Source organism: Gemmatimonadaceae bacterium (assembly GCA_019637355.1).
Taxonomy (GTDB): domain Bacteria; phylum Gemmatimonadota; class Gemmatimonadetes; order Gemmatimonadales; family Gemmatimonadaceae; genus Pseudogemmatithrix.
This window is the reverse complement of the sequence record JAHBVT010000001.1, coordinates 1,865,908-1,891,442: the sequence shown is the minus strand read 5'-3', so window position 1 is coordinate 1,891,442 and position 25,535 is coordinate 1,865,908. Positions and strand designations below refer to the sequence as shown.

33 protein-coding genes are annotated in these 25,535 nt (G+C 65.3%); 16 read left to right on the top strand and 17 right to left on the bottom strand.

Going from position 1 to position 25,535, the window contains the following annotated elements:
• Window positions 1–11: 11 nt before the first annotated feature.
• A complete protein-coding gene (locus KF689_08745) occupies window positions 12–875 on the bottom strand; it encodes an MBL fold metallo-hydrolase (GenBank protein MBX3133454.1) in 864 nt (287 codons plus the stop codon).
• A 106-nt stretch (window positions 876–981) separates the two neighbouring features.
• Entirely contained in the window at window positions 982–1,653 is a 672-nt protein-coding gene (locus tag KF689_08740) for a Crp/Fnr family transcriptional regulator (protein ID MBX3133453.1), read from the bottom strand.
• 158 nt (window positions 1,654–1,811) lie between these two features.
• Here KF689_08740 and rpmE point away from each other — a divergent pair, with 158 nt between their 5' ends.
• Entirely contained in the window at window positions 1,812–2,018 is a 207-nt protein-coding gene (gene rpmE / locus KF689_08735; protein MBX3133452.1) for a 50S ribosomal protein L31, read from the top strand.
• Complete coding sequence (prfA, locus tag KF689_08730; protein MBX3133451.1) at window positions 2,015–3,091, top strand: peptide chain release factor 1; 1,077 nt, start codon at window positions 2,015–2,017, stop codon at window positions 3,089–3,091. The genes rpmE and prfA overlap by 4 nt, the downstream gene beginning before the upstream one ends.
• 39 nt (window positions 3,092–3,130) lie before the next feature.
• Here prfA and KF689_08725 read toward each other — a convergent pair whose 3' ends face one another.
• On the bottom strand, window positions 3,131–3,580 hold the full coding sequence (locus KF689_08725; protein ID MBX3133450.1) for a DUF2442 domain-containing protein: 450 nt from the start codon (window positions 3,578–3,580) through the stop codon (window positions 3,131–3,133).
• Complete coding sequence (locus KF689_08720; protein MBX3133449.1) at window positions 3,573–3,824, bottom strand: DUF4160 domain-containing protein; 252 nt, start codon at window positions 3,822–3,824, stop codon at window positions 3,573–3,575. The genes KF689_08725 and KF689_08720 overlap by 8 nt, the downstream gene beginning before the upstream one ends.
• Window positions 3,825–4,317: 493 nt before the next feature.
• Between KF689_08720 and KF689_08715 the strand changes: the two genes are divergently transcribed.
• From KF689_08715 to KF689_08690, 6 genes are all read left to right on the top strand, one after another.
• Complete coding sequence (locus KF689_08715) at window positions 4,318–4,869, top strand: hypothetical protein (GenBank protein ID MBX3133448.1); 552 nt, start codon at window positions 4,318–4,320, stop codon at window positions 4,867–4,869.
• 10 nt (window positions 4,870–4,879) lie between these two features.
• Window positions 4,880–6,202 (top strand): hypothetical protein, encoded by a 1,323-nt coding sequence (locus KF689_08710; protein MBX3133447.1) that lies wholly within the window; start codon window positions 4,880–4,882, stop codon window positions 6,200–6,202.
• Entirely contained in the window at window positions 6,199–6,867 is a 669-nt protein-coding gene (locus KF689_08705; GenBank protein ID MBX3133446.1) for a hypothetical protein, read from the top strand. The genes KF689_08710 and KF689_08705 overlap by 4 nt, the downstream gene beginning before the upstream one ends.
• A gap of 419 nt (window positions 6,868–7,286) precedes the next feature.
• The gene (locus KF689_08700; GenBank protein ID MBX3133445.1) at window positions 7,287–7,424 is read left to right on the top strand and encodes a type II toxin-antitoxin system RelE/ParE family toxin; all 138 of its coding nucleotides are present in this window, start codon (window positions 7,287–7,289) and stop codon (window positions 7,422–7,424) included.
• Window positions 7,425–7,441: 17 nt separating this feature from the next.
• Complete coding sequence (locus KF689_08695) at window positions 7,442–7,786, top strand: XRE family transcriptional regulator (GenBank protein MBX3133444.1); 345 nt, start codon at window positions 7,442–7,444, stop codon at window positions 7,784–7,786.
• Window positions 7,787–7,865: 79 nt separating this feature from the next.
• The gene (locus KF689_08690; GenBank protein MBX3133443.1) at window positions 7,866–8,771 is read left to right on the top strand and encodes a prolyl oligopeptidase family serine peptidase; all 906 of its coding nucleotides are present in this window, start codon (window positions 7,866–7,868) and stop codon (window positions 8,769–8,771) included.
• Between the two features lie 28 nt (window positions 8,772–8,799).
• Here the strand turns inward: KF689_08690 and KF689_08685 are convergent, their stop codons facing one another.
• The 10 genes from KF689_08685 to KF689_08640 all read right to left on the bottom strand — a co-directional run bounded on the left by KF689_08685 (window position 8,800) and on the right by KF689_08640 (window position 15,428).
• Window positions 8,800–9,297 carry a DinB family protein gene (locus tag KF689_08685; protein MBX3133442.1) on the bottom strand — a complete coding sequence of 166 codons (498 nt, stop codon included), beginning with the start codon at window positions 9,295–9,297 and terminating at the stop codon, window positions 8,800–8,802.
• Window positions 9,298–9,322: 25 nt separating this feature from the next.
• Window positions 9,323–9,775: an SRPBCC domain-containing protein gene (locus KF689_08680; GenBank protein MBX3133441.1), complete on the bottom strand. Its 453-nt coding sequence runs from the start codon at window positions 9,773–9,775 to the stop codon at window positions 9,323–9,325.
• Between the two features lie 18 nt (window positions 9,776–9,793).
• Window positions 9,794–10,126 (bottom strand): winged helix-turn-helix transcriptional regulator, encoded by a 333-nt coding sequence (locus KF689_08675; protein MBX3133440.1) that lies wholly within the window; start codon window positions 10,124–10,126, stop codon window positions 9,794–9,796.
• A 105-nt stretch (window positions 10,127–10,231) separates the two neighbouring features.
• Window positions 10,232–10,693: a hypothetical protein gene (locus KF689_08670; GenBank protein ID MBX3133439.1), complete on the bottom strand. Its 462-nt coding sequence runs from the start codon at window positions 10,691–10,693 to the stop codon at window positions 10,232–10,234.
• A 28-nt stretch (window positions 10,694–10,721) separates the two neighbouring features.
• Complete coding sequence (locus KF689_08665; GenBank protein ID MBX3133438.1) at window positions 10,722–11,345, bottom strand: YdeI/OmpD-associated family protein; 624 nt, start codon at window positions 11,343–11,345, stop codon at window positions 10,722–10,724.
• Window positions 11,346–11,378: 33 nt separating this feature from the next.
• Window positions 11,379–11,933, bottom strand: a complete 555-nt coding sequence (locus tag KF689_08660; protein MBX3133437.1) for a hypothetical protein — start codon at window positions 11,931–11,933, stop codon at window positions 11,379–11,381.
• Window positions 11,934–12,331: 398 nt separating this feature from the next.
• Window positions 12,332–12,775 carry a hypothetical protein gene (locus KF689_08655; protein ID MBX3133436.1) on the bottom strand — a complete coding sequence of 148 codons (444 nt, stop codon included), beginning with the start codon at window positions 12,773–12,775 and terminating at the stop codon, window positions 12,332–12,334.
• A gap of 143 nt (window positions 12,776–12,918) precedes the next feature.
• The gene (locus tag KF689_08650) at window positions 12,919–13,158 is read right to left on the bottom strand and encodes a hypothetical protein (GenBank protein MBX3133435.1); all 240 of its coding nucleotides are present in this window, start codon (window positions 13,156–13,158) and stop codon (window positions 12,919–12,921) included.
• Between the two features lie 283 nt (window positions 13,159–13,441).
• The gene (locus KF689_08645; GenBank protein MBX3133434.1) at window positions 13,442–13,675 is read right to left on the bottom strand and encodes a hypothetical protein; all 234 of its coding nucleotides are present in this window, start codon (window positions 13,673–13,675) and stop codon (window positions 13,442–13,444) included.
• A 1,063-nt stretch (window positions 13,676–14,738) separates the two neighbouring features.
• A complete protein-coding gene (locus tag KF689_08640; protein ID MBX3133433.1) occupies window positions 14,739–15,428 on the bottom strand; it encodes a hypothetical protein in 690 nt (229 codons plus the stop codon).
• 323 nt (window positions 15,429–15,751) lie between these two features.
• Between KF689_08640 and KF689_08635 the strand changes: the two genes are divergently transcribed.
• From KF689_08635 to KF689_08615, 5 genes are all read left to right on the top strand, one after another.
• Window positions 15,752–15,979 (top strand): DUF2188 domain-containing protein, encoded by a 228-nt coding sequence (locus tag KF689_08635; GenBank protein MBX3133432.1) that lies wholly within the window; start codon window positions 15,752–15,754, stop codon window positions 15,977–15,979.
• Between the two features lie 5 nt (window positions 15,980–15,984).
• Entirely contained in the window at window positions 15,985–16,398 is a 414-nt protein-coding gene (locus KF689_08630) for a hypothetical protein (GenBank protein ID MBX3133431.1), read from the top strand.
• Between the two features lie 49 nt (window positions 16,399–16,447).
• Complete coding sequence (locus tag KF689_08625) at window positions 16,448–17,476, top strand: hypothetical protein (GenBank protein MBX3133430.1); 1,029 nt, start codon at window positions 16,448–16,450, stop codon at window positions 17,474–17,476.
• A gap of 366 nt (window positions 17,477–17,842) precedes the next feature.
• The gene (locus KF689_08620) at window positions 17,843–19,504 is read left to right on the top strand and encodes a ThiF family adenylyltransferase (GenBank protein MBX3133429.1); all 1,662 of its coding nucleotides are present in this window, start codon (window positions 17,843–17,845) and stop codon (window positions 19,502–19,504) included.
• A gap of 52 nt (window positions 19,505–19,556) precedes the next feature.
• Entirely contained in the window at window positions 19,557–20,057 is a 501-nt protein-coding gene (locus KF689_08615; GenBank protein ID MBX3133428.1) for a Mov34/MPN/PAD-1 family protein, read from the top strand.
• Window positions 20,058–20,423: 366 nt separating this feature from the next.
• Here KF689_08615 and KF689_08610 read toward each other — a convergent pair whose 3' ends face one another.
• Window positions 20,424–20,996, bottom strand: coding sequence for a hypothetical protein (locus KF689_08610; protein MBX3133427.1), 573 nt, complete (start codon window positions 20,994–20,996; stop codon window positions 20,424–20,426).
• 190 nt (window positions 20,997–21,186) lie between these two features.
• Between KF689_08610 and KF689_08605 the strand changes: the two genes are divergently transcribed.
• Window positions 21,187–22,224, top strand: a complete 1,038-nt coding sequence (locus KF689_08605) for an IS110 family transposase (GenBank protein ID MBX3133426.1) — start codon at window positions 21,187–21,189, stop codon at window positions 22,222–22,224.
• Window positions 22,225–22,609: 385 nt separating this feature from the next.
• Here the strand turns inward: KF689_08605 and KF689_08600 are convergent, their stop codons facing one another.
• Complete coding sequence (locus tag KF689_08600) at window positions 22,610–23,608, bottom strand: hypothetical protein (GenBank protein ID MBX3133425.1); 999 nt, start codon at window positions 23,606–23,608, stop codon at window positions 22,610–22,612.
• On the bottom strand, window positions 23,605–24,075 hold the full coding sequence (locus tag KF689_08595) for a hypothetical protein (protein ID MBX3133424.1): 471 nt from the start codon (window positions 24,073–24,075) through the stop codon (window positions 23,605–23,607). Before KF689_08595 ends, KF689_08600 begins: the two co-directional genes overlap by 4 nt.
• 230 nt (window positions 24,076–24,305) lie before the next feature.
• On the opposite strand from KF689_08595, the gene prmC reads away from it, so the two are divergent.
• The gene (gene prmC / locus KF689_08590; GenBank protein ID MBX3133423.1) at window positions 24,306–25,166 is read left to right on the top strand and encodes a peptide chain release factor N(5)-glutamine methyltransferase; all 861 of its coding nucleotides are present in this window, start codon (window positions 24,306–24,308) and stop codon (window positions 25,164–25,166) included.
• Window positions 25,167–25,171: 5 nt separating this feature from the next.
• The gene (locus tag KF689_08585) at window positions 25,172–25,525 is read left to right on the top strand and encodes a YlbF family regulator (GenBank protein ID MBX3133422.1); all 354 of its coding nucleotides are present in this window, start codon (window positions 25,172–25,174) and stop codon (window positions 25,523–25,525) included.
• Window positions 25,526–25,535: the final 10 nt, after the last annotated feature.

The following is a 25,535-nucleotide window of genomic DNA, read 5'->3' as shown; positions in this document are numbered from 1 at the left end:
CTCCGGGGAGGTTAGAGAGTCAGGGTCAAGCCCTCCGCGGCCGCCACCACCTGCAGCGTGGCCCCGCGGTCCTGCACCAGCTTCCGGCACACGGCCAGTTGCTGGTCGAGCTGGTCATCCGTCCGCCGGGGCTCGTGGTGAAAGAGCACCAAGGTCTGCACCCCGGCATCCAGCGCCAACTGCACCGCCTCCGCGTAGGTCGAGTGCCCCCAACCGCGGTGGTGGTCGTACTCCTCGGTGGTGTAGGTCGTGTCGTGGATCAGGACTGCCGCCCCGCGCACGAACGCCACCATCCGATCCCGCCAATCGGCCGGCGAGTCGTACCGCGGGTGCGGTGCAAGCTCACTGTCCGACACATACACCAGCGCGGCCCCCGAGCCTCCGGTTTCAGTGAACCGGTAACCCAACGCCCCGCCCGGGTGCTGCACCGCAAAGGCCGTCACCTCATACCCCCGCCCAGCCGTGGGGGAGCCTTCCGGCAGTCCCTTGAAATCGATCGTCGCGTCCAGCTCCTCGAAGCTCACCGGAAAGACGACGGGCGACATCTGGTCCCGCAACACTTTGTCGAAGCTGCGCTCCAGCGATTCCGAACCCCAGATCGTGAAGTGGTTGCCTCGACCGAAAATCGGCGCGAAGAAGGGAATCCCCTGGATGTGGTCCCAGTGCGCGTGCGTCAGGAAGATGTCCCCCTTGATCGGCGCGCCGTTCGACCGCCCCAGCAGGTCCCGCCCCAGCTCCCGGATGCCCGTCCCGGCGTCCAGGATGATCAACCAGCCTTCATCGGTCCGGACCTCTACGCAGGGGGTGTTGCCCCCGTAGCGCACGGTCTGGGCCCCAGGGGTCGGAATCGACCCGCGAGTGCCCCAGAATCGCACCCGCAAGCTCATCGCGTCCCCCGAGTCACGCTCAAATCTGCCTCTTCGCTAGGCCCAAGGTGAAGGAAAGGCGTCACGCCCCCCCCGTGACCAATGTCACAGGGCCTCACAGGCGCTGCTGCGAGCGCTTCTCCAGCGCCCCTCGGTCGGTGATCCGGATGCGGCGCTTCTCGGTGCTGATCCAGCCGCTCTCCACGAACTCACGCATCGCGCGCGACACCGTCTCGCGGCTGGCCCCGATTACGTGCGCGATGGTCTGGTGCGTGAGCGGCTTCTCGATCACCTCTCCGCCCGCCTCGTCGGCGGCGTCCAGGATCACCCGGGCGATGCGGCCCGGCACGTCCAGCAGCACCAGCGAGCCGATTTTTTCGTCGGCGCGGCGCAGGCGGCGCGAGAGCTCGAGCAGCAGCGCCCAGGCCACCTGCGGGCTCTGCTCCACCCGGCGGCGGAAGTCGTCGCGGCGCAGCACCAGCAGCGTCGAGTCTTCCATCGCCACCACGTGGGCCGAGCGGGGCTGGTCGTCGATCAAGGCCAGTTCGCCGAAGTGCTCCCCCACGCCCAGGATGCCCAGGATCACCTCGCGGCCGTCCTCGGCCACGAGCACGACCTTCACTCGGCCGTCGCGCACCACGAACAGCGAGTCGCCCGGGTCGTCCTCGAAGAGGATCACCGAGCCCTTGGGATAGCTCTTTTCGCGGGCCAGTTGGGCGAATGCGGCGACCTCGGGCCCGAGGGACCTGAAGAGCGGAACCGAAGCGAGAAAATCGGCCGTGTTCATAGAGCGGGTGGGAGTGTTGCTGTAATAAGAATGCTGTCCGTCGCGAAGCTACCCCCCGCGGGGGGCGCTGTCAAACGTTCAAACCCTTGTCACCTTGCATTTTACCCCCTAGGGCCGCTATTCTTCTTGGCTCGCTCCAAACCGTACCTGAGGCAACGATGAAGCCCGAAATCCACCCGACCTACGCCACCGCCAAGGTGAGCTGCGCCTGCGGCAACACGTTCCAGACGCGCTCCACCATCGCGGAGATCCATACCGACATCTGCGCGGCCTGCCACCCGTTCTTCACCGGCAAGCAGAAGCTCATCGACACGGCTGGCCGTGTTGAGCGCTTCCGTCAGAAGTACGGGAAGGCGACCGCCTGAGTATCCGCGACCGGCTCGCCGACGCGCTCCTGCGCGCCGAAGCAGTCGAGCGCGACCTTCTCGATCCCAAGACCGTCCGCGACGCCAAGTTGATGGCGTCGCTCGGGCGGGAGCACCAGCGGCTCGGCCAAGTGGTCGAGCGCGCCAGGGCCCTCGAGAAGCTGGACGACGAGCTCGCGCAGGCGCGCGAGCTCTTGTCGTTTGACGACCCCGAGATGGCCGCCGAGGCGCGGCACGAGGTCGAGCGGCTCACCGCCGCCATCGAGCGCGCCGAGCTGGACCTGCGCCCGCTCCTCGTGCCGCCCGATCCGCTGCACGACCGCAACGCCATCGTCGAGATCCGCGCCGGCACCGGCGGCGACGAGGCCGCGCTCTTCGCCGCCGACCTCTACCGGATGTACACCCGGTACATCGAGCGCCGCGGCGGCTGGCGCATCGAGATCATCTCGATGGGCGACGGCACGCTCGGCGGCATCAAGGAAGCCATCTTCAAGGTCAGCGGTCCGCAGGCCTTCGGTGGCCTGCGCTTCGAGAGCGGCGTGCACCGCGTGCAGCGCGTGCCCGCCACCGAGGCCCAGGGGCGCATCCACACCAGCGCCGCCACCGTCGCCGTGCTGCCCGAGGCCGAGGAGATTGACCTCAAGATCGAGGACAAAGACCTCCGCATCGACGTGTTCCGCTCCTCCGGGCCCGGCGGGCAGAGCGTGAACACCACCGACTCCGCCGTGCGCATCACGCACATCCCCTCCGGCCTCGTCGTCTCGCAGCAGGATCAGAAGAGCCAGTTGCAGAACAAGCTCAAGGCGATGGAAGTGCTGCGCTCGCGGCTGCTGGATATGAAGGTCGCCGAGGCCGAGGCGGAGCGCTCGCGGATGCGGAAGTCGCAGGTCTCGACTGGTGACCGCTCGGCGAAGATTCGCACGTACAACTATCCGCAGTCACGCGTGACGGATCACCGCATCGGGTACACGACGCACGATCTGGCCGGCGTGATGGACGGGAAGCTCGATGAGTTGATGGACGCGCTGCACCTGGCGGATATCGAGGAGCGGCTGGCGGGGGACGGCGGCTGATTGAAGAGCGCGGCGGCGGCTGAAGGAATGCTGGGACCGCTACTTCGACTTTGCCCGTGCTACGGCCGGCCGCTTTCGCGGCCGGCCGCCTTTCTTTCCGTTCTTGCGCGCGGCCGCGGCTTTTGCGGCGCTGCGTGTGCTCCCTGCCATCCTCGCGAGCTCGGAGCGCTTGTCCCTCTGGTCGACCGCGTCGAGGAGGAGCCCCGCGACGGAGAGGTCGACGTCGTCATTCCAGAACAGTCCAGTGCCACCGGGACTGACGGTGACGTTCGCAAGTTCCTCGGTCGAGAGCGCCGCGAGCGTCGGGAACCGCGAGGCAACGAAGCCGAACACCGAGCCGTTGCTCAGTTCGAGCATAATGCGGCCAGTCTCGTGATCGTATGACGCGCTGACCGCGCGGCGGCCAGCGGCACGCTCGGCGGCATCGAAACGGCGCGCTGCTCGTAGCTGCGCACGAAACTCGGGGGTGATCTTGTAGGAGTCACGCATCGTGCAACTCTCTCCACTTGGCAAGCAGAAACTCGTCGTGACGCGCGATCAACCGACAGGCCTCCCACGCCAGATCTTCGCGCATCCCTCTCACGTACCGCACCAACGGGTCCTCACCCATCAATGGAATGAGGATCTTGGCCTCGCCGCCTCCTACAAACACGTGCACGTGCGGCGGCCCGTGCTCGCGCCCAGGTGGAAAGATGGCGACACGAAATCCGTTCGCACGAAGCACGGTCGGCACGATATTGTAACCTATCAGTTAGGTTTACGCAAGCACGGTCGATTTCATCGATTTCGTGCCGGGGAACCTCGGGAGCTGCGTCCGCATCGGTGCCATCGGCATCACGCGGCCAGCATCATCCGTTGCTACAGGCTCTCTCTCGCTACGGGCGTCGCGACGCTCAGCCGCGCCCCTCAAGGAAGCGCTTGAGGGCCCCGGGCCGCCTGACACCCAAGGGGAATCGCGTCCCGCTCGGGGTGGCCTCAACCGGGTGGACGTGTCCTGCACGCTCCATCTCAGCGTGCCGCTCAGCGGTGGACTGCTGGCGTGTCCCCCCGCGCGCTTGGCGCCGCGGCTCGGCCAGATTCGACGATGCGTCGGGGAGGGCGTGCTTCTTGGGCATTGCAAGAACCTAGCGAGTTCTGACCACCCCGCCAAACCTGACACCCCCCGCTGCACCCGACGTAGAATACAGGCAGCCGTAAACCGTCCCCCTCCGGAGTCACCCGCCGTGATGACCCTCTACGTCTTCTCCCTGATCCTCGGCGTGGGCCTGCTCGCCTTCTCCCTGCTCGGTGGGGACGCCGACGCCGACGCCACCAGCGTCGCCGACGTCGAGGCCCTGCGCTGGCTCTCGCTGCGCGGCGTCAGCTACTTCGCCTTCGTCTTCGGCGGTGTCGGGGCGGCGCTCACGCTCACCTGGCACGGCATCACCGCACCGCTCGTGGCCCTCGTCGCCGCGGGCGCCGGTGTCGTCGTCTCGGCGATCGTGCACGCCACCTTCCGCTACCTCAAGCGCACCGAGTCCGGCGACCGCGGCAGCGACGATACGTTCATCGGGCTCACCGGGCGCGTGGTGCTGCCCTTCGGCGAGAGCGGCGTGGGCAAGGTGCTGGTGAGCCGCGCCGACCGTAGCTTCGAACTCCTCGCGCGGCCCTTCGACCCCGCCCAGGGCGAGCCGCGCAGTTGGCAGCAGGTCATCGTCGTCGAGATGCAGCGCGGCACCGCACTCGTGACGCCGTACGACAATGGATCGCAGGACTCTCTCCCCGCTTCCCCCGAATAGGAGTCCGCACGTGGAACAGATTATTGGTCCGTTCATCGGTCCGCTCATCGCTGCCGGCGTCGTCATCGGTGCGCTGCTCGCCCTCGTCCTCACCATCAAGGCGCTCATCGTCCTCGTGCCGCCCAACTCGGCCGCCGTCATCACCGGCCGTAACCGGCAGCTCGGCGACGGGCGCAGCGTCGGCTACCGCGCCGTCATCGGCGGGCGCACGGTGCGCATCCCCATCATCGAGCACGTCTCGTGGATGCCGCTGTCCACGATCCCCATCGAGCTCAACGTGCAGAACGCCTTCTCCAAGGGCGGCATTCCGCTCTCGGTGCAGGCCGTCGGCAACATCAAGGTCGCGTCCGAGCCCGAGGCCACGTTCAACAACGGCGTCGAGCGCCTGCTCGGCAAGAACGTGATGGAGATCGAGGAGCTGGCCAAGGAAACCCTCTCCGCCAACCTCCGCGGCGTGCTCGCCACGATGACGCCCGAGGAAGTGAACGAGGACCGGATGAAGTTCGCCGCGCAGTTGCTCGACGAAGCCGACCAGGACCTCCAGAAGCTCGGCTTGCAGCTCGACACGCTCAAGATCCAGAACGTGACGGACGAAGTCGGCTACCTCGCCGCCGTCGGCCGTTCCAAGACGGCGCAGGTGCTCAAGAGCGCGCAGATCGCCGAAGCCGAGAACGAAGCCGAGACCAAGCAGCGCCAGGCCGAGGCGATGCGCGTGGCCGAAGTCGCCAAGGCCGAAGCCGAGATCGCCGTCGCCAGCGCGCGCAACGAGCTGCGCGTGAAGCAGGCCCAGCTCAACCAGCAGGCCGAGACCACCGAGCGCGTCGCGCAGGTGGAGGCGCAACGCGCCGAGGTCGAGGCGCAGCAGAACCTCGAGAGCCAGCGCGTCGAACTGCAGAAGCGCCGGCTGCTCGCCGACGTCGTCGAGCCCGCCGAGGCGCAGCGCAAGGCGGCCGAGCTCATCGCCCGCGCCGACGCCGCGCCAATCCTCGAGAACGGCAAGGCGCAGGTCGAAGTGCTGCGGATGCTCTACGGCGAGATCACAAAGGCCGGCGACCAGGGCTTCGCCGTGTTTATGGCGGAGAAGCTGCCCGCGTTGCTCGAGACCGCCGTGGGTGCGGTGAAGGGCATCGAGATCGACCGCCTCGTGGTGATGGACGGCGGCGCCGGCGAGGGCGTCAGCAACGCCGCCAACCAGCGCGTGAACGCGGCGTACAAGACGCTCGAAGGGCTCGGCTCCGCGTTTGGCATCGACGTGCAGTCCGTGCTGCAGGCCGCGGCTAAGCGCGCCGAGGGTGGCAAGGAGATTGCGCCCGCCAAGGCCGAGGACGCGTGAGGGCTGCGCTGGTCGCAGTCGCAGGGTTGGTGATGGCTTGCGGGGAGCCCGGCTCCTCGCGCGCGGGGGCGGTCGCTGAGGCGGCCGCCCCCGTGGCGTCTGCGGCGTCTTCGACGGGGCCTGAGGCCATCCGCGCCGCGCGTTTGCTCGAAGGCTTCGCTGAGCTCACGCTCGGCGAGCCTGCGTATCAGTTCCGCGCTGTGGTGCAGCGGAACAATCTCCGGGTGGACACCATCGCCGTGGTTGCCGTCTCAGTGGAGGACACCAGCGTCGCGCGCGTGGTGGGCGGGGCGGTGCAGGCGCGTGAAGTCGGACTCACGACGGTGCGCTTCGATGCCGCGCCGGGGCAGCGGCTGCGCGGCACCGTGTCAGTGAGCGAGCGCGTGTTCAGCGATTCGGTGTGGCTCTCGCGCGGGCAGGTGCGCGCCTGGGAGCTGCGGCCGGGTTGGTATCACATCACCGTGGACGCGAAGGCGGCGCCTAGTGAGCCGCAGCCGCTGGAGCTCGCGGCGGATTTGATCTGCGTGCCGGACCGTCGGGGGCCGAGCGAGACGATCGTGTGTAGGGTGCGGCAGAATACGCGGATTCTGCTTAGGCACACCGGGGTGGGGAAGGGTCCGGGGCCGGCGCTGGCGGTGGTCACGATACTGCGGACGCCGCGGTAGGCCGCGGCTCGTTCCGGGCGTTGCTCTTCGGGCAGCCCGACGAGCGCTTTCGCACCTCCCAGATTATCCGCCGCGTCGGCCGTGGATCCGGAGCGGAAACCAGAAGCACTACCAGTCGAATCCCCGATCGCCGGTGTTCTCGGACCTGCATCAGCTCGTGCTGAAGACCGTGGCATTCGTCGAGCCGCTGCGTGACGCGCTGGTGACGCTCCGGGACGATGTTGTCACGGCCTTCGTGCTCGGCTCCGTCGCCCGCAAGCGTCGTTACGCGGCTATGTCGATATTGACATATGCCAATCCTGACATTAACCTTCCGCCAGTGTCCCCTCACGACAAGCCGTTGGTCTGGCTGCACGGCGAGGTCAGGACGCCGCCTTTCTCGGGCGCGGTGCCACGAGCTCCGCATCGTCGACGAGACGGTGACGTGGCGCATCGTGTATCGGTTGGACGAGGATGCTGTGGTGATCCTCGACGTGTTCGCGAAGAAGACGGGGCAGACGCCCAAGCACGTGATTGACACCTGCAAGGCTCGGCTGAAGCGCTACGACAGCGCGTGAGGCCACGGGAGGAGCCAATGCGCAAGGAGAAGCGCCAGCGCCTGGAGGCGGCTGGCTGGAAGGTCGGAACCGCCCAGGACTTTCTCGGGCTGACGGACGAGGAGGCGGCGCTGGTCGCGGTGCGCGCCGAACTGGCCCGCGTCCTGAAGGAGACGCGTGTCGAGCGCCACTGGACCCAGACGCAGCTTGCCGAGGCGCTGGGGTCGAGCCAGTCTCGCGTGGCGAAGATGGAAGCGGCGGACAGGTCGGTATCGCTCGACCTCTTGGTGCGCTCCCTAATCGTATCAGGGGCCTCGGGCGCGAAGATCGGCGAAGCGTTCGCGACAGTCGGCCGTAAGCGTCCCGCGCGGAAGTCCGCCTAACGCGGACATTCACGACGGGTTCGCGGCGGCCAGCGTTGGCTCCTCGACTGCGACGGTCGGCGGCGACAATATTCCTCGAATGCGATCACTCGTGCTTGTCGCGGCGCTGCTCGCCGCCGTTCCCGATACTGCGAGCGCGCAGCGTAGCCAGCGCTACGAACTCCGTGTCGGCGCGCGCACCCGGAGCGCCGAGGTGCGCGTCCCGCGCGCGCCGGCGGCCGCGGGCGCGATGCGCCCGCGGGTCATCGTCCTGCACGGCGGTGGCGGGAACGCCGAGAACGCGGAGCGGATGACCGGCTTCACCGCCCTGGTGGAGCGCGAGGGGATCGTGGTGGCGTATCCCAACGGCAGCGCGCGCCGCGAGCGCCGCGAACTGCTGCTTACGTGGAACGCGCGGCACTGCTGCGGCCCGGCGATGGAGCGCGAGGTGGACGACGTCGGCTTCCTCAGGGCGCTGATTGACACGCTCGTCGCCACTCAGGCCGTGGACCCTCGGCGCGTGTTCGTCACGGGGATGTCGAACGGCGGGATGATGAGCCACGTGGCCGCGCTCCGTCTCGGGGACAAGGTGGCGGCGATCGCCCCCGTGGTGGGCACACTGTTTGGCGACGAGCCGCCGCCGGCGGCGCCGGTGCGCGCCATCATCTTCAACGGGATGCGGGACGAGAGCGTCCCCTTCGATGGCGGTACGCCGGGCGGCGTGGGGCGTGGCGCTTGGCGGCGCGACGCCCGGCCGTCGTTGGAGCAGGGGGTGTACTGGGCGCGGGCCAACGGCTGCGGCCTCGAACCGCAGCGCGATTCGGTGGCGAATGTCGTCACCTACCGCTGGCCCTGTCCGCGCGGGCGCGAGGTGGAACTGCACGCTGTCGTGGACGGCGGCCACGCCTGGCCAGGTGGGCGCAGCGGCCGACGGGTGGGGGCGGACCGGGTGTCGTCCACCCCCGATGCCACGGCGATGATGTGGGCGTTCTTCGCGCGGCAGTAGCCCCCAGCAGCGCAGTCGGACTCGTCAGCTACGCAAACGGATTCTCATCCGCACTCGGCCCATAGATCGCCGGCACCGTCTCACCCAGCAGCCGCAGGTACGTCGTGAGTTGCCCGCGGTGATGGTACCAGTGGTTCAGGAACACCGCGCGCAGGAACGCGTTGCGCGGCATCGCGAGGACCTCCTTGCCCCCAGCCAGCACCGTCCAGCGCTCCGTGACCTGCGCGTCCGTCATCGGGGCGAGGAGGGTCTTGGCGGCGAGGACGCTTTCGTCGAGCGCGGCCAGCAACTGGGCGCGTGAGTGTGGCGTGGCGTCCGTCATCTCCGGCATATGCGACGGGTTCGCGGCGGCCAGGGCCATCGTGCTGCCCGGGTTGGTGGCGATGTGCATCGCGAGTTGGCCGAGCGTGCGCGTCTTGGGGGCGGGCGCCCAGTCGAACTTGTCTTTGGGGACGCGCTCGAGGACGCGGCGGGTGACGGCGGCTTCCTGCTCGAGCTCCTGGACCAGCTGTGCGGCGAGGGACATTGATCGGGAATCGGTGTGAGGTGAGTCAGCTGCGGGCGGCGAAGCGGCGCTGCACGCGTTCGGAGATGGCCGTCCAGCCGGTGGTGATGTTCTCGCGGTAGCCTTCCGGGAACAGGCCCAGCGCCGTGTGGCGCAGGGTGAGGACCGTCTCGTCGCCCTCGCTGCGCAGGCGGTACTGGAGGTTCGAGGCCACCGCGAAGGACATCATCATCGGGCCGGCGATCTCGAGCAGCGTGGGCCGGCGGATGGCCTGGACGTTGCCCCAGCAGTGTCCGTTGCCGTCGCCGAGGTCGCGCATCCAGCGGCCGCCGGGGAAGGCCTCGAGGACCATCGGCATCGGCGCATCGGCCATTCCGAGCATCTCCGGGCCGAGTTCCTCGAGGAGCGCGGCGAAGGTGTCGTCGAGTGAGGCGCGGACGCGGGTCTCCTTTGCGAAGTCCAGCGTCATTTCATCCAGTGCGGTGGGCAGCGGTGACATCGGGAGCGTTCCTCGTGGTCAGGGCGTGGCGGCGCGCCGTTCGGCGCGGTCCTTGATGCGGTCGAGCTGTGTGGTCCAGAAGCGTTCGAAGCGGCGGGTCCAGTCGTGGATCGCCTTGAGCTGCGCGGGATTCGTGCGGTAGAGGATCTGCCGTCCGTGGCGGCGCTGCGAGACCAGGCCGACGCGGCGCAGGACGCCGAGGTGCTTGGAGACCGAGGGCTGGGCGAGGCGCAGGCGCTTGATGATGTCCGTGACCGGGCGCTCATCCTCGGCGAGGAAGTCGAGGATCGCGCGCCGCCGAGGCTCGGCGATGGCGTTGAAGGCGTCGGAGGTGGTGGCGGCGCGTGGCACGGGCGGAAAACTATTCCCATATGGGAATATGTCAAGGTCGGCCAGTCCGGCGCCTGGAGCGGGAGATGCTGGGCCCAGCCCGACGTTGCTAGCGGGCTCGGCGCATCAGGTGCCGGTCATCCGCAGGCCGGGTCCGGCGATGTGCCTGAAGCAGCGCCCGGTGAGCAGGATCGTGGCGGGCGTGACGTCGATGCGATCGACGCTGTTGAGCACGAACTTCCAGCCCTTCCGTGGGGGCAGGATGTGTTCGAAGAGCGCTTCGAGGAGATACACTCGGATGATCTCGGCCAGCGCATCGGGGTGTTTGGCGATCGCGTCGGGTAGCCCGCAGTATCCGATCGCCGTGAAGTCCGACGTGTCGCCGTAGGCTCGCTCGTCTTCCTTCAGTTCCCGACAGGCTTGGTCGTAGGGCAGCGCGAGCGCCTCGATGATCTCCTGCGCGCTGAACGCAATCGAATAGGGCGACACTTCGATCGTGTCGGAATCATAGCGGCCGAACCCCGGCGACCCGGCGTTGTGGGTTACCGCGTCGGTGCCGACAAGCGTTCCGGCGATTCTGATCTCCATTCCACCTCCGACTTGCTTGCGTGACGGACTACTTCTTCTTGGCGGCCGGCTTGGCTTGCGGCGTGATCGTCTCGCCGCGGGCGAGCATTGCGACCAGGGCGGCGATCTTGCGCTCGCGGCCGGCGGGCGTGCGCATCGCGTTGGTGCGGTAGGCGAGGGCGAAGATGTTCATCTTGGTGAGCGTCTTGAAGCTGCGCTCGGCCTTGGCGTTGGCCTTGATGGCGGCGCGCAGGTCCTTGGGGAGGCTGCCCGGCGTGGCCGCGCGGATGGGCGCGTAGGCGGCGTCCCAACGGCCGTCCTGCTTGGCGGCCTCGACCTGCTTCAGGCCGTGCGGGGTCATCCGCTTCTCCTTGATAAGGCGCGCGATGTGATCGCGGTTGACCTGGCTCCAGACGCTCTTGGGGCGGCGCGGGGTGAAGCGTTGGAGGAAGGAGGTGGCGTCGTAGGACTTGCGGATGCCGTCGATCCAGCCGTAGCAGAGGGCGATGTCGAGGGCTTCGGCGTAGGTGATGGTTTGGACGCCGGAGTCCTTTTTATAGATGCGGAGCCAGAGTTCTGGGGCGGAGGCGTGGTGGGTGGAGAGCCAGGTTTGGAAGGCTTGGGGGGTGGGGAAGGGGCGGATGCGAGAGGTCTCTACTTGAACTGGGGGCATAGTTGTTGGCGCGGCGGATTCCGGCAGCGAGCCTCAGCGGTTCAGGCGCTTGACGGGGGTCCAGTCGTTGAGCCACGGCGTTAGGTCGCGTGCCTTTGGAATGGGCGAAACCTTCGAAGCGATACCGAGCCTCTCGCGCTTGGATAGACCTCTGCTCTCGTAGCAGCGCCCGTCTGCAGTGACCGTGATGTAGGTCTGAATGATGTTCCCCGTCTTCCCGTGGAGCCGCGTCAGGAATCGGAGCAGCGCCGCTCTCGGGATGACAACGCAGTCAGTGGACTGGTGAGCGAAGCCTTGGAGGACCAGCACCCAGAACTCGGCCTTTGAGGCAGCGAGCTTCTCTCGGTTGAGACTCCACCAGCCCACCGCTTGCAGGTGGCCCTGAAGCTCCGGCTCGGCGTGCGTGACGAGGAAGTCCTTGGAGAATTTCACCTGAAGCGAGAGCGTCTTCTGGTTGTGGCGATCGGTGACCAGCAGGTCGACGCCGGTGTCCCGGGCGGGGATCCAGAGGTTGACGCGGCGAAATGTGGACTCGATGTGTGAGCCCACGAGGTACTCGCCGGCGTGAAGGGTGAAGAGTGGTTTCATGTCGATGCCAAGGAGTCAAAGAAGCGTCAGCTTCTGCTACGGGCGCTGCAACGAGAAGCGCGCCCAGCGCACCTCCGTGGACGCCAGTCTGCAGCAAGCCTCGTTACGCCGGTGCCTCGTCGCGAACGTTGCGCCCAGCGGGCTCGCCGCGCAACGGAACGGTGGCGGGCCGCGCCCGAGCCGGACGTATGCTCGTTGCTCACCGGTCCCGGAGCGCGCATGCCCGACGCGGCCCGTTGTGGGGCAGGTGGCCCACAAGCTCCTCGCCCATCCTTCTCGTTCATGCGAGCTAGGTCTCGCAGCAAGTACTCATCGATGACCTTCGTGAGATGGCGCTCTGCTTCTATGCGGCTGATCTTCATTTTCCGTGTCCGAGCGGCGGTCTCGACGGTCCTCGCTCAGTCATTGTCGTACCCGGGCAGCCGTCGCGGGCCTTGGTAGTTCGACACCTCTGCGCGAAGGCTGATTGGCCGCTTGTAGAACGGGACCTGCCACGCATCCCACTGCTCGGTGCACGTCTTCTCGGCGAGTCGGATCGCGGCCACGGCGTGCTCTCCGAGCCGCACCACCCGCTGGATGCCGGCTTCGTTCTCGGCGATGTGCGCGAGCGGATTCTCTGTCGTTAGGCGCCGCTCAAACTCCTCGGTGCACGCCGCGCAGAAGATTGTCAGCTTGAGCTCAACGGCTTCGATCTGCCGGCCCACCGCAGTCGGCAGTTCCGAGACTTCGACCGGCAGCCGTTCGGCGACTTGCAGGTACGGACGGACGCCGGCGGGGCAGCCCTCCTTCCAGCTCACGCCCCCCTGTCGCTTCTCGATCCAGCGCTCCAGCGATCGCCGCACTATCCCGATCTCCCGCAGAATGCTGTTGAGCGTACGCTTCTGTTCTGACCGCGCGCGCAACTTGTGGTCGAGGAGTACCGCGCAGAACGAAGCGAGGGATCCAAGCACAGCGCCGAGAATGCCGGATAGCAGGTTGCTCAGGCTCATTCGGTAGCACTCGATGGCAGCGAGGGGATACCGATGAGCGCGCGCCCCTCGCCGCATACGTGGTCGATTGCGCGCTGAGTGACATTGAGTGCCGCTTCAAGCTCAGTTGCCGGCTCGATGAGCTGCTTCAGTCCCTCGATCTCTTCCAAGGCGAAGCGCAGGTCCCAGACCGCTGCATGGGTCGGCGGTCCCGCATACAGCGCCGAGAGTCCGGAGTAGTGGATGAGGCGATGCACTGCGCGGGAATAGTGCTCCTGCTCGTGGTCGCTTGGTGCTCGACGTGTTGGGTACTTCGCCACCGCACTCTTGAACTCAACGAGGTGGTGAAGCATGCGTCGGTACCAGCACGTACGGTGCTGCAGCGCCTTTTGCCATCGATACGTGGTTCGGCGCGTCTCGTGCCGAACCACGCTGCCCAGGCTGCGAGGACAGGGGTGTATGAAGGTCGCGGCGGCTCCGAGCATTTCCGCGAGGGGGTTGTGATTCACTGTGGCCGTCGCCAAGGCATTGAGTTCCGTGTCACCGTACCTTCCGGCTGTAGGTCTTCTTCACGTGTAAGTTGATGAACCGATTCAGCCCGTCGCCTGCGACAGCGAGCCGATGCATCATCGCGATGTTGCTGTGCCCGCAGCTTCGGTCGGTCCACTCATACACGCTTCCATCCTTGAATTGCACGTGGATCCAGCCAGGCCCTAGCTGATATGCACGGATGCCAGAGTCGCGGTCGCGGTCGATGTAGGTTTGCATACCCATCAGCAACCTCGCTGTGTTGAGCGCCGATAGCCGGCCGCACGGGCCTCTTCCTCGGTCCGGAAGTAGATCCGGTTCTGCGCCGCAAGCTGATTGCCGCCGGTGCATCCGCTTCGGTAATACGTCGATCCGCGGCGCGATGCGACCCACGGGCCGGTCGTCGCGGGCGCTTGACTATCGGTACGAGCGGGCGGCGCTGCAGGCGCTGTGCGAGGAGCCGGTGACGGAGACGGGGTCGCCGACGGTGTGCTCACGTGGCAGGTCCTGTTCTGCGCGATGCAGGTGTTCCCGCACGGCTTGCCCTTGACACAGCGGCGCTGCGCTTCGAGGTCTCGGCTGACTCCGAGCGAGAGGCCGAGGATAACGGCGACGGTGAGGCGAGAAAGAATGGGCATCAGGTTCTCCTAGTGGCGAGGGCATCCCACAACTGTGTCGCCGGCGGGCAGGCTCGTAGCAGCACAGCGACGATGAGCGCGCCCTACCGTAGGTTAGGTCAAGTCTCTAGCTGACAGTCGGGTGAGCTCGGCCGGAGCCGACAGGGTGAATCGAGCCACGTACTCGGCCGACGTCAAGCCGCCCAGGCTGCTGTGAACGTGCTCCGCATGGTACTCGAGCCGGAATCGCTCGACCTTGACCTGCGCATTGAAGCACTCCCATGCAGGCACTCGGTCACGTCAACTCCAACGCGCGTTCGACCGAGGCCACGCTCGGATGACGGCCTTACCGACCTTCAGAAGACGTGGCTCTCCGGGGTATCAGTGGCGCACGGAGCGTTCGGACGAGAGACGTGAGAACCGAAGGGCCGGAGCACACCGGCTGGGATGCTAACCGCATCGAAGAGGGGGCTCCTCCCTCCCGTCTTGCTTGCCGATCAATCCGAACGCGCGCTGGATTGAGGCGTCGGTGCTGCGACGTCCGTGGCGGTGGGGCTGACTGCTCTGGTGGACGGGCGTCACCGTGGCGATTGCGCTCCAGCCGGGAGCGGTGGCGATCGGCGTGTCGTGGACGCGCTAAGGGCCATCAGGTGCCGCGAAGGGCCTCCGGTCGTGCGATTTCGCTTGGCCCCTCAGGTTCCGAGGTACTCCTGCATTAGCACGAGAGCGTAGCGATGCCCCAGCCGGCGCATCAGCGGCCGGGCAGAAGCCATAACGATGACGTAGGACACCGCAAGCGCCAACGAGAGCGAATAGGCGAGCGTGTTGGGCCACACAGAGCCGAAGAGAGCAAGGTCGACCAGACTAATCACGGAGGCGAGGAGCGCGCCACCTGCCAGATTGCGAATGAACCCGTACTCACTGTTGTGCTTCAGGAGGAGACGCCCGTTGCCGACTTTTCTTCGCATCTGGCGGACGCAGTCGACCAATATCCTCCGAGCGCCGAGTTCGTCCAATCGCTCGCGATCAGGCCCGAAAGGGTGTAGGTCGAAGTCGTGCGCGAGGCGTACATGAATCTGCGCGCGGTGTTCGGCTGACAGGCCTGAATTGCCGTGCAGGAGAAGCTCAGTGGTTGGCATCCGAGTCTCGTTCTCGAAAACCGTATCCTCGAACAACTCCTTGCCAACGATCCGAGCGGCCTGCGCGAGGAGATACATCGCGACCACTGTGATTGCGATACCACCTGGCCACTTCGCCTTTGCGAAATCGTCGAGGAGCGGGCCGAGGTGGAGCCGCAAAAGGAAGTAGTTGAGCAGGAGCAGCGGCAGCGAGCTCAGAATTGCCGGATAAACGCGTGCGACGCGGTCGTAGCGGTCGATCATGCTGAAAGGGGGGGGGCCAGGTCGAGAGGTGTTGCGGACGGACTGCCACATCACATTGTTGTCCAGCTCGGAGGCCGATATGGGAAACTTGTTTCCAAGCACGCGCCGGGCAACTCCCTCGGCAGAATAGGGCTTGCCTAGACTCGCGAATGAATTATATTTACTCCCCCGCCACCGTCGAGGCGTGGAGGGAAACACAACCGAGGCAGCAGCTCCTCGGACCGGACCGACCGAAGCACTTACCGGCGTGTACTCAGCGCCGATCAGCGACTGAAGGACCCTCCCGATCCGGACTGCGCTTCTCTAACGCAGGAGGGAGGGTTATGGCCAAGAAGGACGTTCACACGACGCCGAATCCGGCTGGGAACGGGTGGGTGAACCGCGTCGGCGGTAAGCCGACAGGAGTGACCCACCGGACCCAGGACGCCGCCGCTCGCTCCGGCCGCTCGATTGCGCGAGACCAGAAGTCGGAGCACTTCATCCACGGGCGCAACGGGCAGATCCGGGAGAAGAACAGCTACGGGCCCGACAAATTCCCGCCCAAGGGGTGAGAACTGTGTCGTACGCACCACGACCCGCCGCGTCTCTTGGGCTCTTCGTCGTCCGTCAGTTTCGACGTGACAAGGGCGTCTTCCACTTCGGTATCCTCGACGTGGGCAACATGCTCGGTCTTCAGTTGCCGCCCGGCGCGGAGCCGATGATCATCCATCAGCCTCCGAGCGGTTTACAGGCACAGCCCCTTTCGCAAACAGGTCCTTGGGAGTCGGTCGGTCGAATTCACGACTTGGTGAGCGCGCGACGGCGGCTCGTCGAGGCTCTGCGGACCCCGCGCTACAACCTGTTCGGAAACAACTGCGAGCACTTCGTGGCTCATGTTGCCACGGGTGTCCGACGAAGTCCGCAACTGGCGAAGGCCTCCGGTGTCGCCGCGGCGGTTGTAGGCCTCGCATGGCTGCTTGCCGGTGACTGACCGCCGATTTCTCCCAACCTCAACCCCCAAATTCGTAGGGGAGGTTCGCATGAGCGCCAAGAAAGAGATCAAGTTCAAGTTCCTCAACGTCGGCCAGGGTGATTGCACGCACATCGTGCTGCCGAATGGCAAGCATATGGTCGTCGACATCAACCTCGATCGGAAGAACAAAGGCATCAACGTCATCGACTACCTCTCCGACACGCTTCCCGCGAAGAGCGGAAAGAAAGGCAGGCTGGCCTATTTCGTGAACACCCACCCGCACGACGACCACATCTGCGGCGTGGCCGATCTCCGGAAGGATTTCGAGATCGACGAAATGTGGCACTCGGGACACGAGCTCGACTGCGAGAAGGGTGAAAACCCGAACTATGATGAGCTCCAGGGGCTGATCAAGGATCTCGGAGACAAGGCGAAGAAGGTGTGCGCATGCGCCGATGCGTTCGCCGAGATCGACGGGGCAAGCTTTCACATCTTCCGACCCAGCTCCTACGTCAAGCTCGACAAGGACAAGGCGTCAGAGGAAAAACGCGAGGCGATCCACAACGAGTGCATCGCGATGAAGGTCTCCTTCGGCGGCAAGAGCGTCATGATCACCGGCGATACAAACAAGGGTGCTTGGGAGAGCATCACAAAGCACTACGATCGCGATGGCCTCTTGGGCGTGGACGTCCTCCAGGTCAGCCACCACGGGTCGCGAACGTTCTTCAAGAAGAAGAAGGAAGAGGATGAGTCGTGGGAGGAGCACATGGAGGCAATGTCGCCCTCTCACCTCGTGATTTCCGTTGGCGCCGACAACAGCCACGGTCACCCCCACGCCGACGCACTCAGGCTGTACAAGAAGCACGTGACCGAGGCCAACACGTTTAGGACCGATAAGCACCTGACCGTCGTTCTTACGATCGACGAAGCCGGCAAGATGACGTGGTCCATGGACGATGCGGTCTTTCAGTCGAAGTACGAACTGCCTGGCCCGGACAAGGAGAAGGGTTCGGGAGGTAAGGGTGGGCAGGCGAAGGCGGCTGCGGCTTCAATCGTGTCTCGTACGCGATTGGGCGACAAGAGCCCAACCGCGTAGGCCGACTACTCACGCGCGGTGACTGCACCAGGCACCAACGGTGCCGCCCCGGCCACGGAACCGACTCCGGCGCCGTGGTGGACCCGCTTGCCCGGCGTGTTCTTGCGAGAGCATAGGTTGGCGGTCAGGAGGGGATTCCAGCCGCGGTTTCGCCGATGGGAGGACCACGGGCCAGTCCAGCTTGTCGTGTCCGGACGTATTCGCGTGGAGGCGGCTGCACCCGGGGGGCCAGTTGCCTGGCACGGATTTGACGTCGAGATCGCGTATCCGCCCTCATATCCGTTTGACAAGCTGGCGGTTCGCCCATCTGACGTCGCGATTCGCCGCCAACGGCACCAGGCGGGTCCTTCGGGAGAACTTTGCTATATGCAGGAGGAGCTCGAACCCTGGGTTGTTGGTCACGGCATCGAGCGGGCGATCGAGGGTGCTGAGGACTGGTTTCGCGGCTACGTCAGTGGGGTCTTCGCCAACGAGGTGCCCGCTGGTGAACTTCTGGCGTATCTGGAACCGGAAGCGGCATTTGTTCGGACGGTCCTGATCCCCGGTCATGCTCTTGAGCACGGGGGGCCTTCGCACGGCACGCTCGTGCTGGAATGGGACAAGCATTCAGATGAGAAGCCGAGTCTGGCAATCGCGGGGCAACGGCGGTGGAAGGGGGGCAAGACCTCTGAAACAGTGGTTCGCGACGAGAATACGAAGTTCTGGCGATCACTCCGGCTCGATCAGAACACCGTCAATGCGAACAGGTTTGGTAACGTCGAGGCACTTTGGTTTCGCATCGAGGCGGAACCGACGCCCTTCCACGATTTGGCTGGCTTCGAGGAGGTTTTGGATACACACCTCGACATCAAGCGAGAGCAGTGGAGAGCCATGGCCGGCCAGGTGCTCGACAAGCATGCTCGCCAGCGAGGTTTTCTTCCGATCGTCCTCGAGTTCAAACGTTGCCGCCGCGGTGCGAGCGATCACGGTCCGGATTACGAATGGTTGGTCGTGAGCCTTGAGTGGCCAAGGTTGGGGAAGGACGTTCGCAGAAACCCGAAGCTCCTTGGCCACGAGTTCTGGTCGAAGGTGGAGCTTCGGGGCGTGCCGTCCTATTTCGTTCGCCCCGAGGATCTACGGCGGCGAGTTGGCAATCGATACGCATCGAACGAGCAGGCGAGAGCGCTAGCGGAAGCCAGAATCGTGATCGTTGGCGTCGGGGCACTCGGGTCGACGGTGGCTCGTAGCCTCGCGGCCATGGGGGCCGGAAACGTTGTTCTGGTTGATCCCGATTCGGTGTCACCCGGCAACGTGATCAGGCATGAGGCCCGGTTCCCCGATATCGGGAAGGCCAAGGTGCGGGCGATTCGTCAGGTCCTGATGGAGACGAACCCCCACGTTGCAGTGTCACCGCAGTTGGGTACTAGGCAGGCTGATGGCTCTTTCGATCGAATGATTCTTGATCCATCAACCGTGCCGGCGCTCGTGATCGCGACCGTGGCGATCAAAGCGGCGGACTCGCACATCGATGACCTGGCGCGTCGTGCGCCACGTGCGATCCCTGTTCTGCACGCCTGGCTGATGGGCGAAGCACAGGTGCTTCGCGCATTTGTCTACCGCGCAGGTCGTACGGCATGCTTGTACTGCAACGGTCTGTTCGAGAAGGAGCAGCTCGATGGAAGGCGCGAGTGGGGATATGTCGGACAGCCTGCTGGCACCAGCGAGCCATTCTACGAGGCGAGCTGCACAACCCCCGCCTTTCCAGGTGCGGGCAATTCCAACGCGCTGGCGGCGCACATCGTGGTGGAGATGGCTCTCGACGTCGTGCATGATCGGCTGGAGGATGATCAGAGTCACTGGGTCTTCGCTGGCAACCGGATCTGCGACGTTGATCCGAAGTATCCGGTTCCACCGTTGACGATCGATCGACGAGGGTTCCGGCCGCATCCGGAGTGCCCAGTGTGTTCTGGCGAAGCGATGGGTGGCGGGCTCTCGGAGGAAGACCAGGCGGAGTATGACAGTGCATTGGCTGCCATTCCGTCGAAGTAGCCGGCGTAGCGCGCCGACCCCTTTCGCTGCGCGCCTCTACGTACTTGAATCCGTGAGGCATACGTTCGAGACTGAGGTCGCGCGCAAGGCGGGAGTAGAGACCGGCGGGGTTCTCGTCGGCTTCTCGGACTCTCGGCTCGATGCGTTTGTGGTTACAGCGGCAAGCGGTCCCGGGCCGAAATCTCGTCACACGCGACATTCGTTCAACCGTGATCGGGAGTTCTGCCAGGCGTTTCTAGACCGTCACGCTTCGGCGAGCGAGGGTTGCGTCGACTTCCTGGGGGAGTGGCACAGCCACCCAGAACCTGACCCCCATCCGAGCCCAACGGATGCGTCGACATACAGAGCGCTGGCTGCAAGCGGCGAGGCGAATACCCCACAGCCAGTCGTACTCATCGTCGGAACCGAGCCGGTCCAACGGCGAGGCCGGCGGCCAACCGAGATGTACCTAGGAGTGAATGGCTTTCTGTTCCAGGATCACGGGCTCACACAGCGTCCCATCAGGTGGCTCGTGGACGGGCCGTATCTCGATCTTCTGCTTGGTGACGTGTAGGTTGCGGCCTACTATTGGGCCACGACTGTGTCGTTGAGCCCGGAGTGCGTGAGTCTTTCGATTCCGATGTAACGCAGCGACCCCACCGCCAGCCTCGATGGATCGGCGCGGCGAGCTTTCCGCAGTGTGCATCACACTCCTTCCGGAGCGACGCGCCAACGAAGAGGAACCAACACATGGGTGAAGCCGAGGGCGGCACGCCTGTGTGATCGAGATATCGCGGATGCCGTGCAGTCAGGGACATTAGGAAGCTATAGCGTCTGTAACGTGGGTAATACTCCTCCTAAACCGCATCGACACCCCTTGTTCTGCGAGGCGGGCCGATGCCCTGGCCGGAGACGAACCCTATGGACGCCGTGTGCGTACCTAGCGTGCACCTCCGAACGCAACGCAGCGCCCGGCACGGTAGACGAAAGTCAGCGCCATCCGGATGCCATACTCCGCGAGGCAAGCACCAACGCTCCTTACGTGTGACCTTGCCGAGACGGGCGCGCGCGGCTTCGTTCGGTGCCAGCATCGAATCGTCTGTCCAATCGTGGTACTGACGGCGCCCTTCACAAGGCAGCCGACAATGGGATCGGTCGGAATGTGCCCGATGAACTCCTCAACTGCGGACACGTCCAGGTGCTCGTCCACGGCGCCGTCTGCATGCGCGAGATCAACGTCGTTGCCGTGAAAGTCCTGACTGTCGGGAAGAGGTAGGGCGAGTGGTACACGAGCGATCAATCTCCCATCAAGGCTAACGTCGATGGCCTCGAGGTCTGCGTTCAGGGTGCCTTGCACGGCGCGCTCAATCCAGTCTCCGTTTGGGCGCGAGCGGAACGCGCATGCCACTGCAAACGTGAGCTCATCATCGACGAGGGCAGCATCGTCGAGCTCGACGACGCTTCGGTAGTCGGTGCTGTCGCGGACAAATCTGCGAGCAATGAGCGTCGTCATCGACCACGTCCCTCGGTGTGAAGTCGGATGGCTCTGCGTAACGTGCGCTTCTGCTGCGAGCGCTCCCATAGTTGGTATGAAGCGGCGGCTGGACCTCCGCCCATCCACGGGTGCAAGGTTCTGCCCCATACCATCTACCGTGCTCGCCGTCTCGCGACGGGGCACACTGCGGAGGCCAGCCGCCATGGATATGATAGGCATCGATCTCCACAAGCGCGAGAGCCAGCTCTGCATCCTCGACGGGCAGGGCGGCGTCACCGAACGACGCATCGTCACGAGCCGCGACCGCTTCACCGCGGTGCTGGGCGCGCGTCCGCCCGCACGCATCCTCGTCGAGGCGTCGACCGAGAGCGAGTGGGTCGCGTGCCACCTCGAGTCCCTCGGGCATGCGGTCGTCGTCGCCGACCCGAACTTCGCGCCGATGTACGCCACGCGCAGCCGCCGGGTGAAGACGGACAAGCGCGATGCGCGGACCCTGGCTGACGCGCTCCGGCTCGGCGCCTATCGTCCGGCGCACCGCGTCTCGGCGGCGCGGCGGCACGTGCGGGCCGAGCTTGCCGTGCGCGAGGCGCTCGTCCGGACGCGCACGCGGTGCATCGCGCTCGCCAAGGCCCTCGTGCGCCGCGACGGCCTGCGCGTGCCGAACAGCACGGCCGCGTGGTTTGTCGAACGACTCACCGCGCTCCCGCTCTCGCCGGAGCTGGCGGCCGAGCTCGCGCCGCTGGTCGCGATCCTCGCGCCGCTGAACGTGCAGATCGCGGCCGCCGACGCGCGCATCGCGGCGCTCGGGCGGACGGACCCGATCGTCGCGCTGCTGCAGACGGCCCCCGCCGTCGGGCCGGTGACGTCCAGCGGCATCGTCGCGATCGCGGATGACATCGGCCGGTTCCCGTCGGCGCACCAGTTCGAGGCCTTCCTCGGGTTGGTGCCCGGGGAGCGGAGCTCGGGCGAGAAGCGGCGACTCGGCCACATCACGAAGGCGGGCAACCGGCGCGCGCGCTATCTCCTGGTCGAGGCGGCGTGGCGCATCCTCCGCTCCAAGTCAAGCGACACCGCGGTGTTGCGGGCGTGGGCGCAGCGCATCCTGCATCGCCGCGGCACGAAGATCGCGGCGGTCGCGCTGGCGCGGCGGCTCGCGGGCATCCTCTATGCGATGTGGCGGGACCAGCGGGCGTACGACGCGGGCCACCTGCGGACGCCGCAGCCCGTGCCGGCGTCCGCCGCATGATCGCTGGGTAAGGGCAGGACCTGCGTGGGATCGAGATGACTGAATCGGGAGTGGTGAGCGCGACGCATTTTATGGCCGCAGGTGAGAGCCGCCCCATAGTTGGCGCCACCATTCCTTCGCAGACCCCAATGCGCCGAGGCCTCGGGCCTCACGAGCGAGCGCGAACAGAAGGATGAGCAGCACCTCGAGCAGCGCAGGCACAACTGAGTCGTGCAACAGCGTCAACGCACCTGGGGCTTGACGCGGGCCGCCGCTTCACAGAAAGATGCGGTTGTGGGGCCTCGCCAAACCTTACAGAAGATGAAGGCGAGGCCCCACAACCGCTACCGCACCTGCGCTCGTCGGCAGCAAGCTTCGTTAAGCGGCGGCGCGCAAAACCGGCCAGCTATCTATCCGAAATACTGCCGATGAAATAGTGCCCGAGAGCGTCTTTTGGAGTCGAGTCTACGTCAACGTACTTGGCGGCAAACTTGCGATTCTCGATGAAGACGTTGAGGCGTCCGTTGTCCGTGTGCAGAACGACGTTGCCAGCCTGATTAGACGTGATGAAGTCAAGGCCGCGATCGTACCAAGCGTGGTAGTTAATGTGCTCTGATGGGGCGCAGCCGATAAGTGTGAGAGCGGGGCGAAGGACGTCCAAATACTCGTATGAGCGTGCGGAGTCTCGACCATGATGTGGTGCGAGAAGAAAGGCACACCCTGCCACGTCGGTTCGGTAAGTGTCGATGACGTGACGCCACGTGTCATCGTACGCATCTCCTGGCAGCACGATGCGTCCACCGTTGCTCCGATAGAGCAAAGCGTAGGAGCCATCATTCACGTCTTCGGACGCGCTCGCCTGATCCCGCAGGCTCTTGTCGGGTGCAAGAATGTAAATGCCATCGTGCGAGTCTGGGGGCTCGTTCGCGAAAGAAAAGCGGTTCCCAGCAAGTACCTCCAATGTTTGTACCGGCGCGCCCATGCTACTGCCCGAACCAGAAATCAGCGCCTCGTAAGCGTCCCAGTCGGCCTGGAGGTAAGGAGAGCCAGGAGCGAAATCTGGCGCGGCCCGCCTGACACCAGAATCCCAGAAATGCTGCACGCTAATGTTGTCAAGCAAAGCCGCTAAACCATCCATGTGATCCATGTCGGGATGAGACAGGATGAAGCGCCAGATCCGTGACACCCCCAATCGTTGCAGGTAGTCGAGCGGCTGCTCCTTCGAGTCGCACATGCGAAAGTTGCCGCCAGCCGCAACTGATTCGAAGATCTTGGCCATGCTGACGCGCGCGTGGGTGCGCTGAGCGTTGGCACAGCAAATATCTAGCAATGACACGCGTCCACTGGCATGCTGAATAACGGTGCAGTCGCCAGGGCCGACGTTGAGAAGATGCACGGCACTCATTGCGACTCGCGGGAGCTCGTGCTGTCCGATGAGGAGCGCGACTTTTTGATGCCCCAAGCGGCTTGAGCGAGATCTTCAACCTTCTCAATGAATCGATCAACATTGAGTCCGGCGATGAACGCGAGCGCGGTGAAGCCAAGTGAACCGCCTTCACTTCGCGCTTCGGCACCGAGTACCAAGAGTCCCGCGGAAAGGAAGAGATAGGCGACGCCCCCGGACATCAGTGAAGCGGCGGGGCGGAGATAGTACCAGACGTGCCACGAGGAGTCCCACTGCTTCTTGACGGCGCGATTGATGTATATGGCTCGCGTCAAATACAGTAGGCCGCCGAAACCACCGGCAATCACGCACCGGAAGGCGCTCGCCTGCGAGCTCAGCCAAGCGGGAAGGAGCTCGGCCAGATCGGCGTACACCGCATACAACAGGGCGGCGAGGAATACGGTGAGATACGCGATAATGAGTCGCATTGGCCTAGGAGATTGTGTGAGGAGTGCAACGGTGTCCGGGCTCGGCTGCCTACGCGAAGAACCACTTCGTCCGCTTAACGTGGATTAGGCTGCAGAGAAGCGCGCGCGGCCCGCGCAACACTCACCCTCCGCAGAGCGCCTCGCAAGACCAATCAGCCTCGGCTAGGCCCCCAAGACTGCCTAGACCGGCGAGTCGCTTGTCCTCGCGGCACTCGCGTATCTTCCCCCCAATGCCCACCTTAGCCCCCCTCCTCACCTCCCTCGCCACCGCCCTAGTCCCCCCCGGCATCCCCCCCGCCCGGGCCACCGCCCGCGACCTCATCGCCTGGGTCCTCGACAAGCCGAAATTCTGGCCCTCCGCCAACCCCGACTTCGAGCTCTCCGAGTCCCAAGTCGAAGCCATCCAACAGGCGGCAGCGAAGCTGAAACAGGGGATGCCCCTCCAATACGCCGTCGGCAAAGCCCCCTTTCGCCAACTGACCCTGAGGGTCACCCAAGACACCCTCATCCCGCGCCCAGAAACCGAGCTCCTCGTCGATCTGGTCATCGCCGCCCAGCGAGGCGGCAAGGGCACCGTCGTCGACGTCGGAACGGGATCAGGCGCCATCGCCCTGGCCCTCGCCGCCGAGTCCACCTTCGAGCGGGTATTAGCCACCGACATCTCAGAAAAGGCCCTGGCAATAGCCCAAGAGAACCTCAGCGCCATCCCCGAGGACCACCGCCCCAAACTGGACTTCCGACTCGGCAACCTGCTGGACCCAGTCCAGGGTCAAACGGTTGAAGCCGTGGTCTCCAACCCCCCCTATATTTCACGGGCTGAAGCGGCCGACCTGCCCGCCAACGTCCGCGACTGGGAGCCGCACCTGGCCCTCTTCGCCGACGACGACGGGATGGCGGTCATCAACGAGCTCATCCGCCAGGCGGGAGACATCCTGCTCCCGGGCGGATTGCTCGCAATGGAAGTGGACAGCCGACGCTGCGACCTGGCAGTGGAGGCGGTCCGAGCGGACGCCCGATTCACGGACGTCGAACACAGACTCGACCTGACCGGACGCCCGCGCTTCGTGCTGGCCCGGCGCAAGGAGCGATAGACCTGATGCTGAGCGACAAAGCCGTAGAACTGGGCCGGCTGATCGGCCAGAGCAATGAGTACCAGGCGGTCAAGCGCGCCAACGAAGCCCTCAATGAGGACAAAGACGTGGTCGCGGCCCTCCAACGGATGGAGACGCTGCGCCGCGACGCGGAAGCGCTGATCCAGGCGGGCTCCTCCCCGACGCCGGCGATGGAGCAGGAGCTGGACCAGCTGCTCTCCACGGTCCAGTCGAATATGCTCTACCAGCGCTTCATCGCGGCCAACGAGAACTTCGACAAAGTGATGCAGCAAGTGAACCAGTGGATGCTCGAGGGCATCAAGAAGGGCGCCGCGAGTCCGATCATCACGCTGGGCTGAGCTCCACACA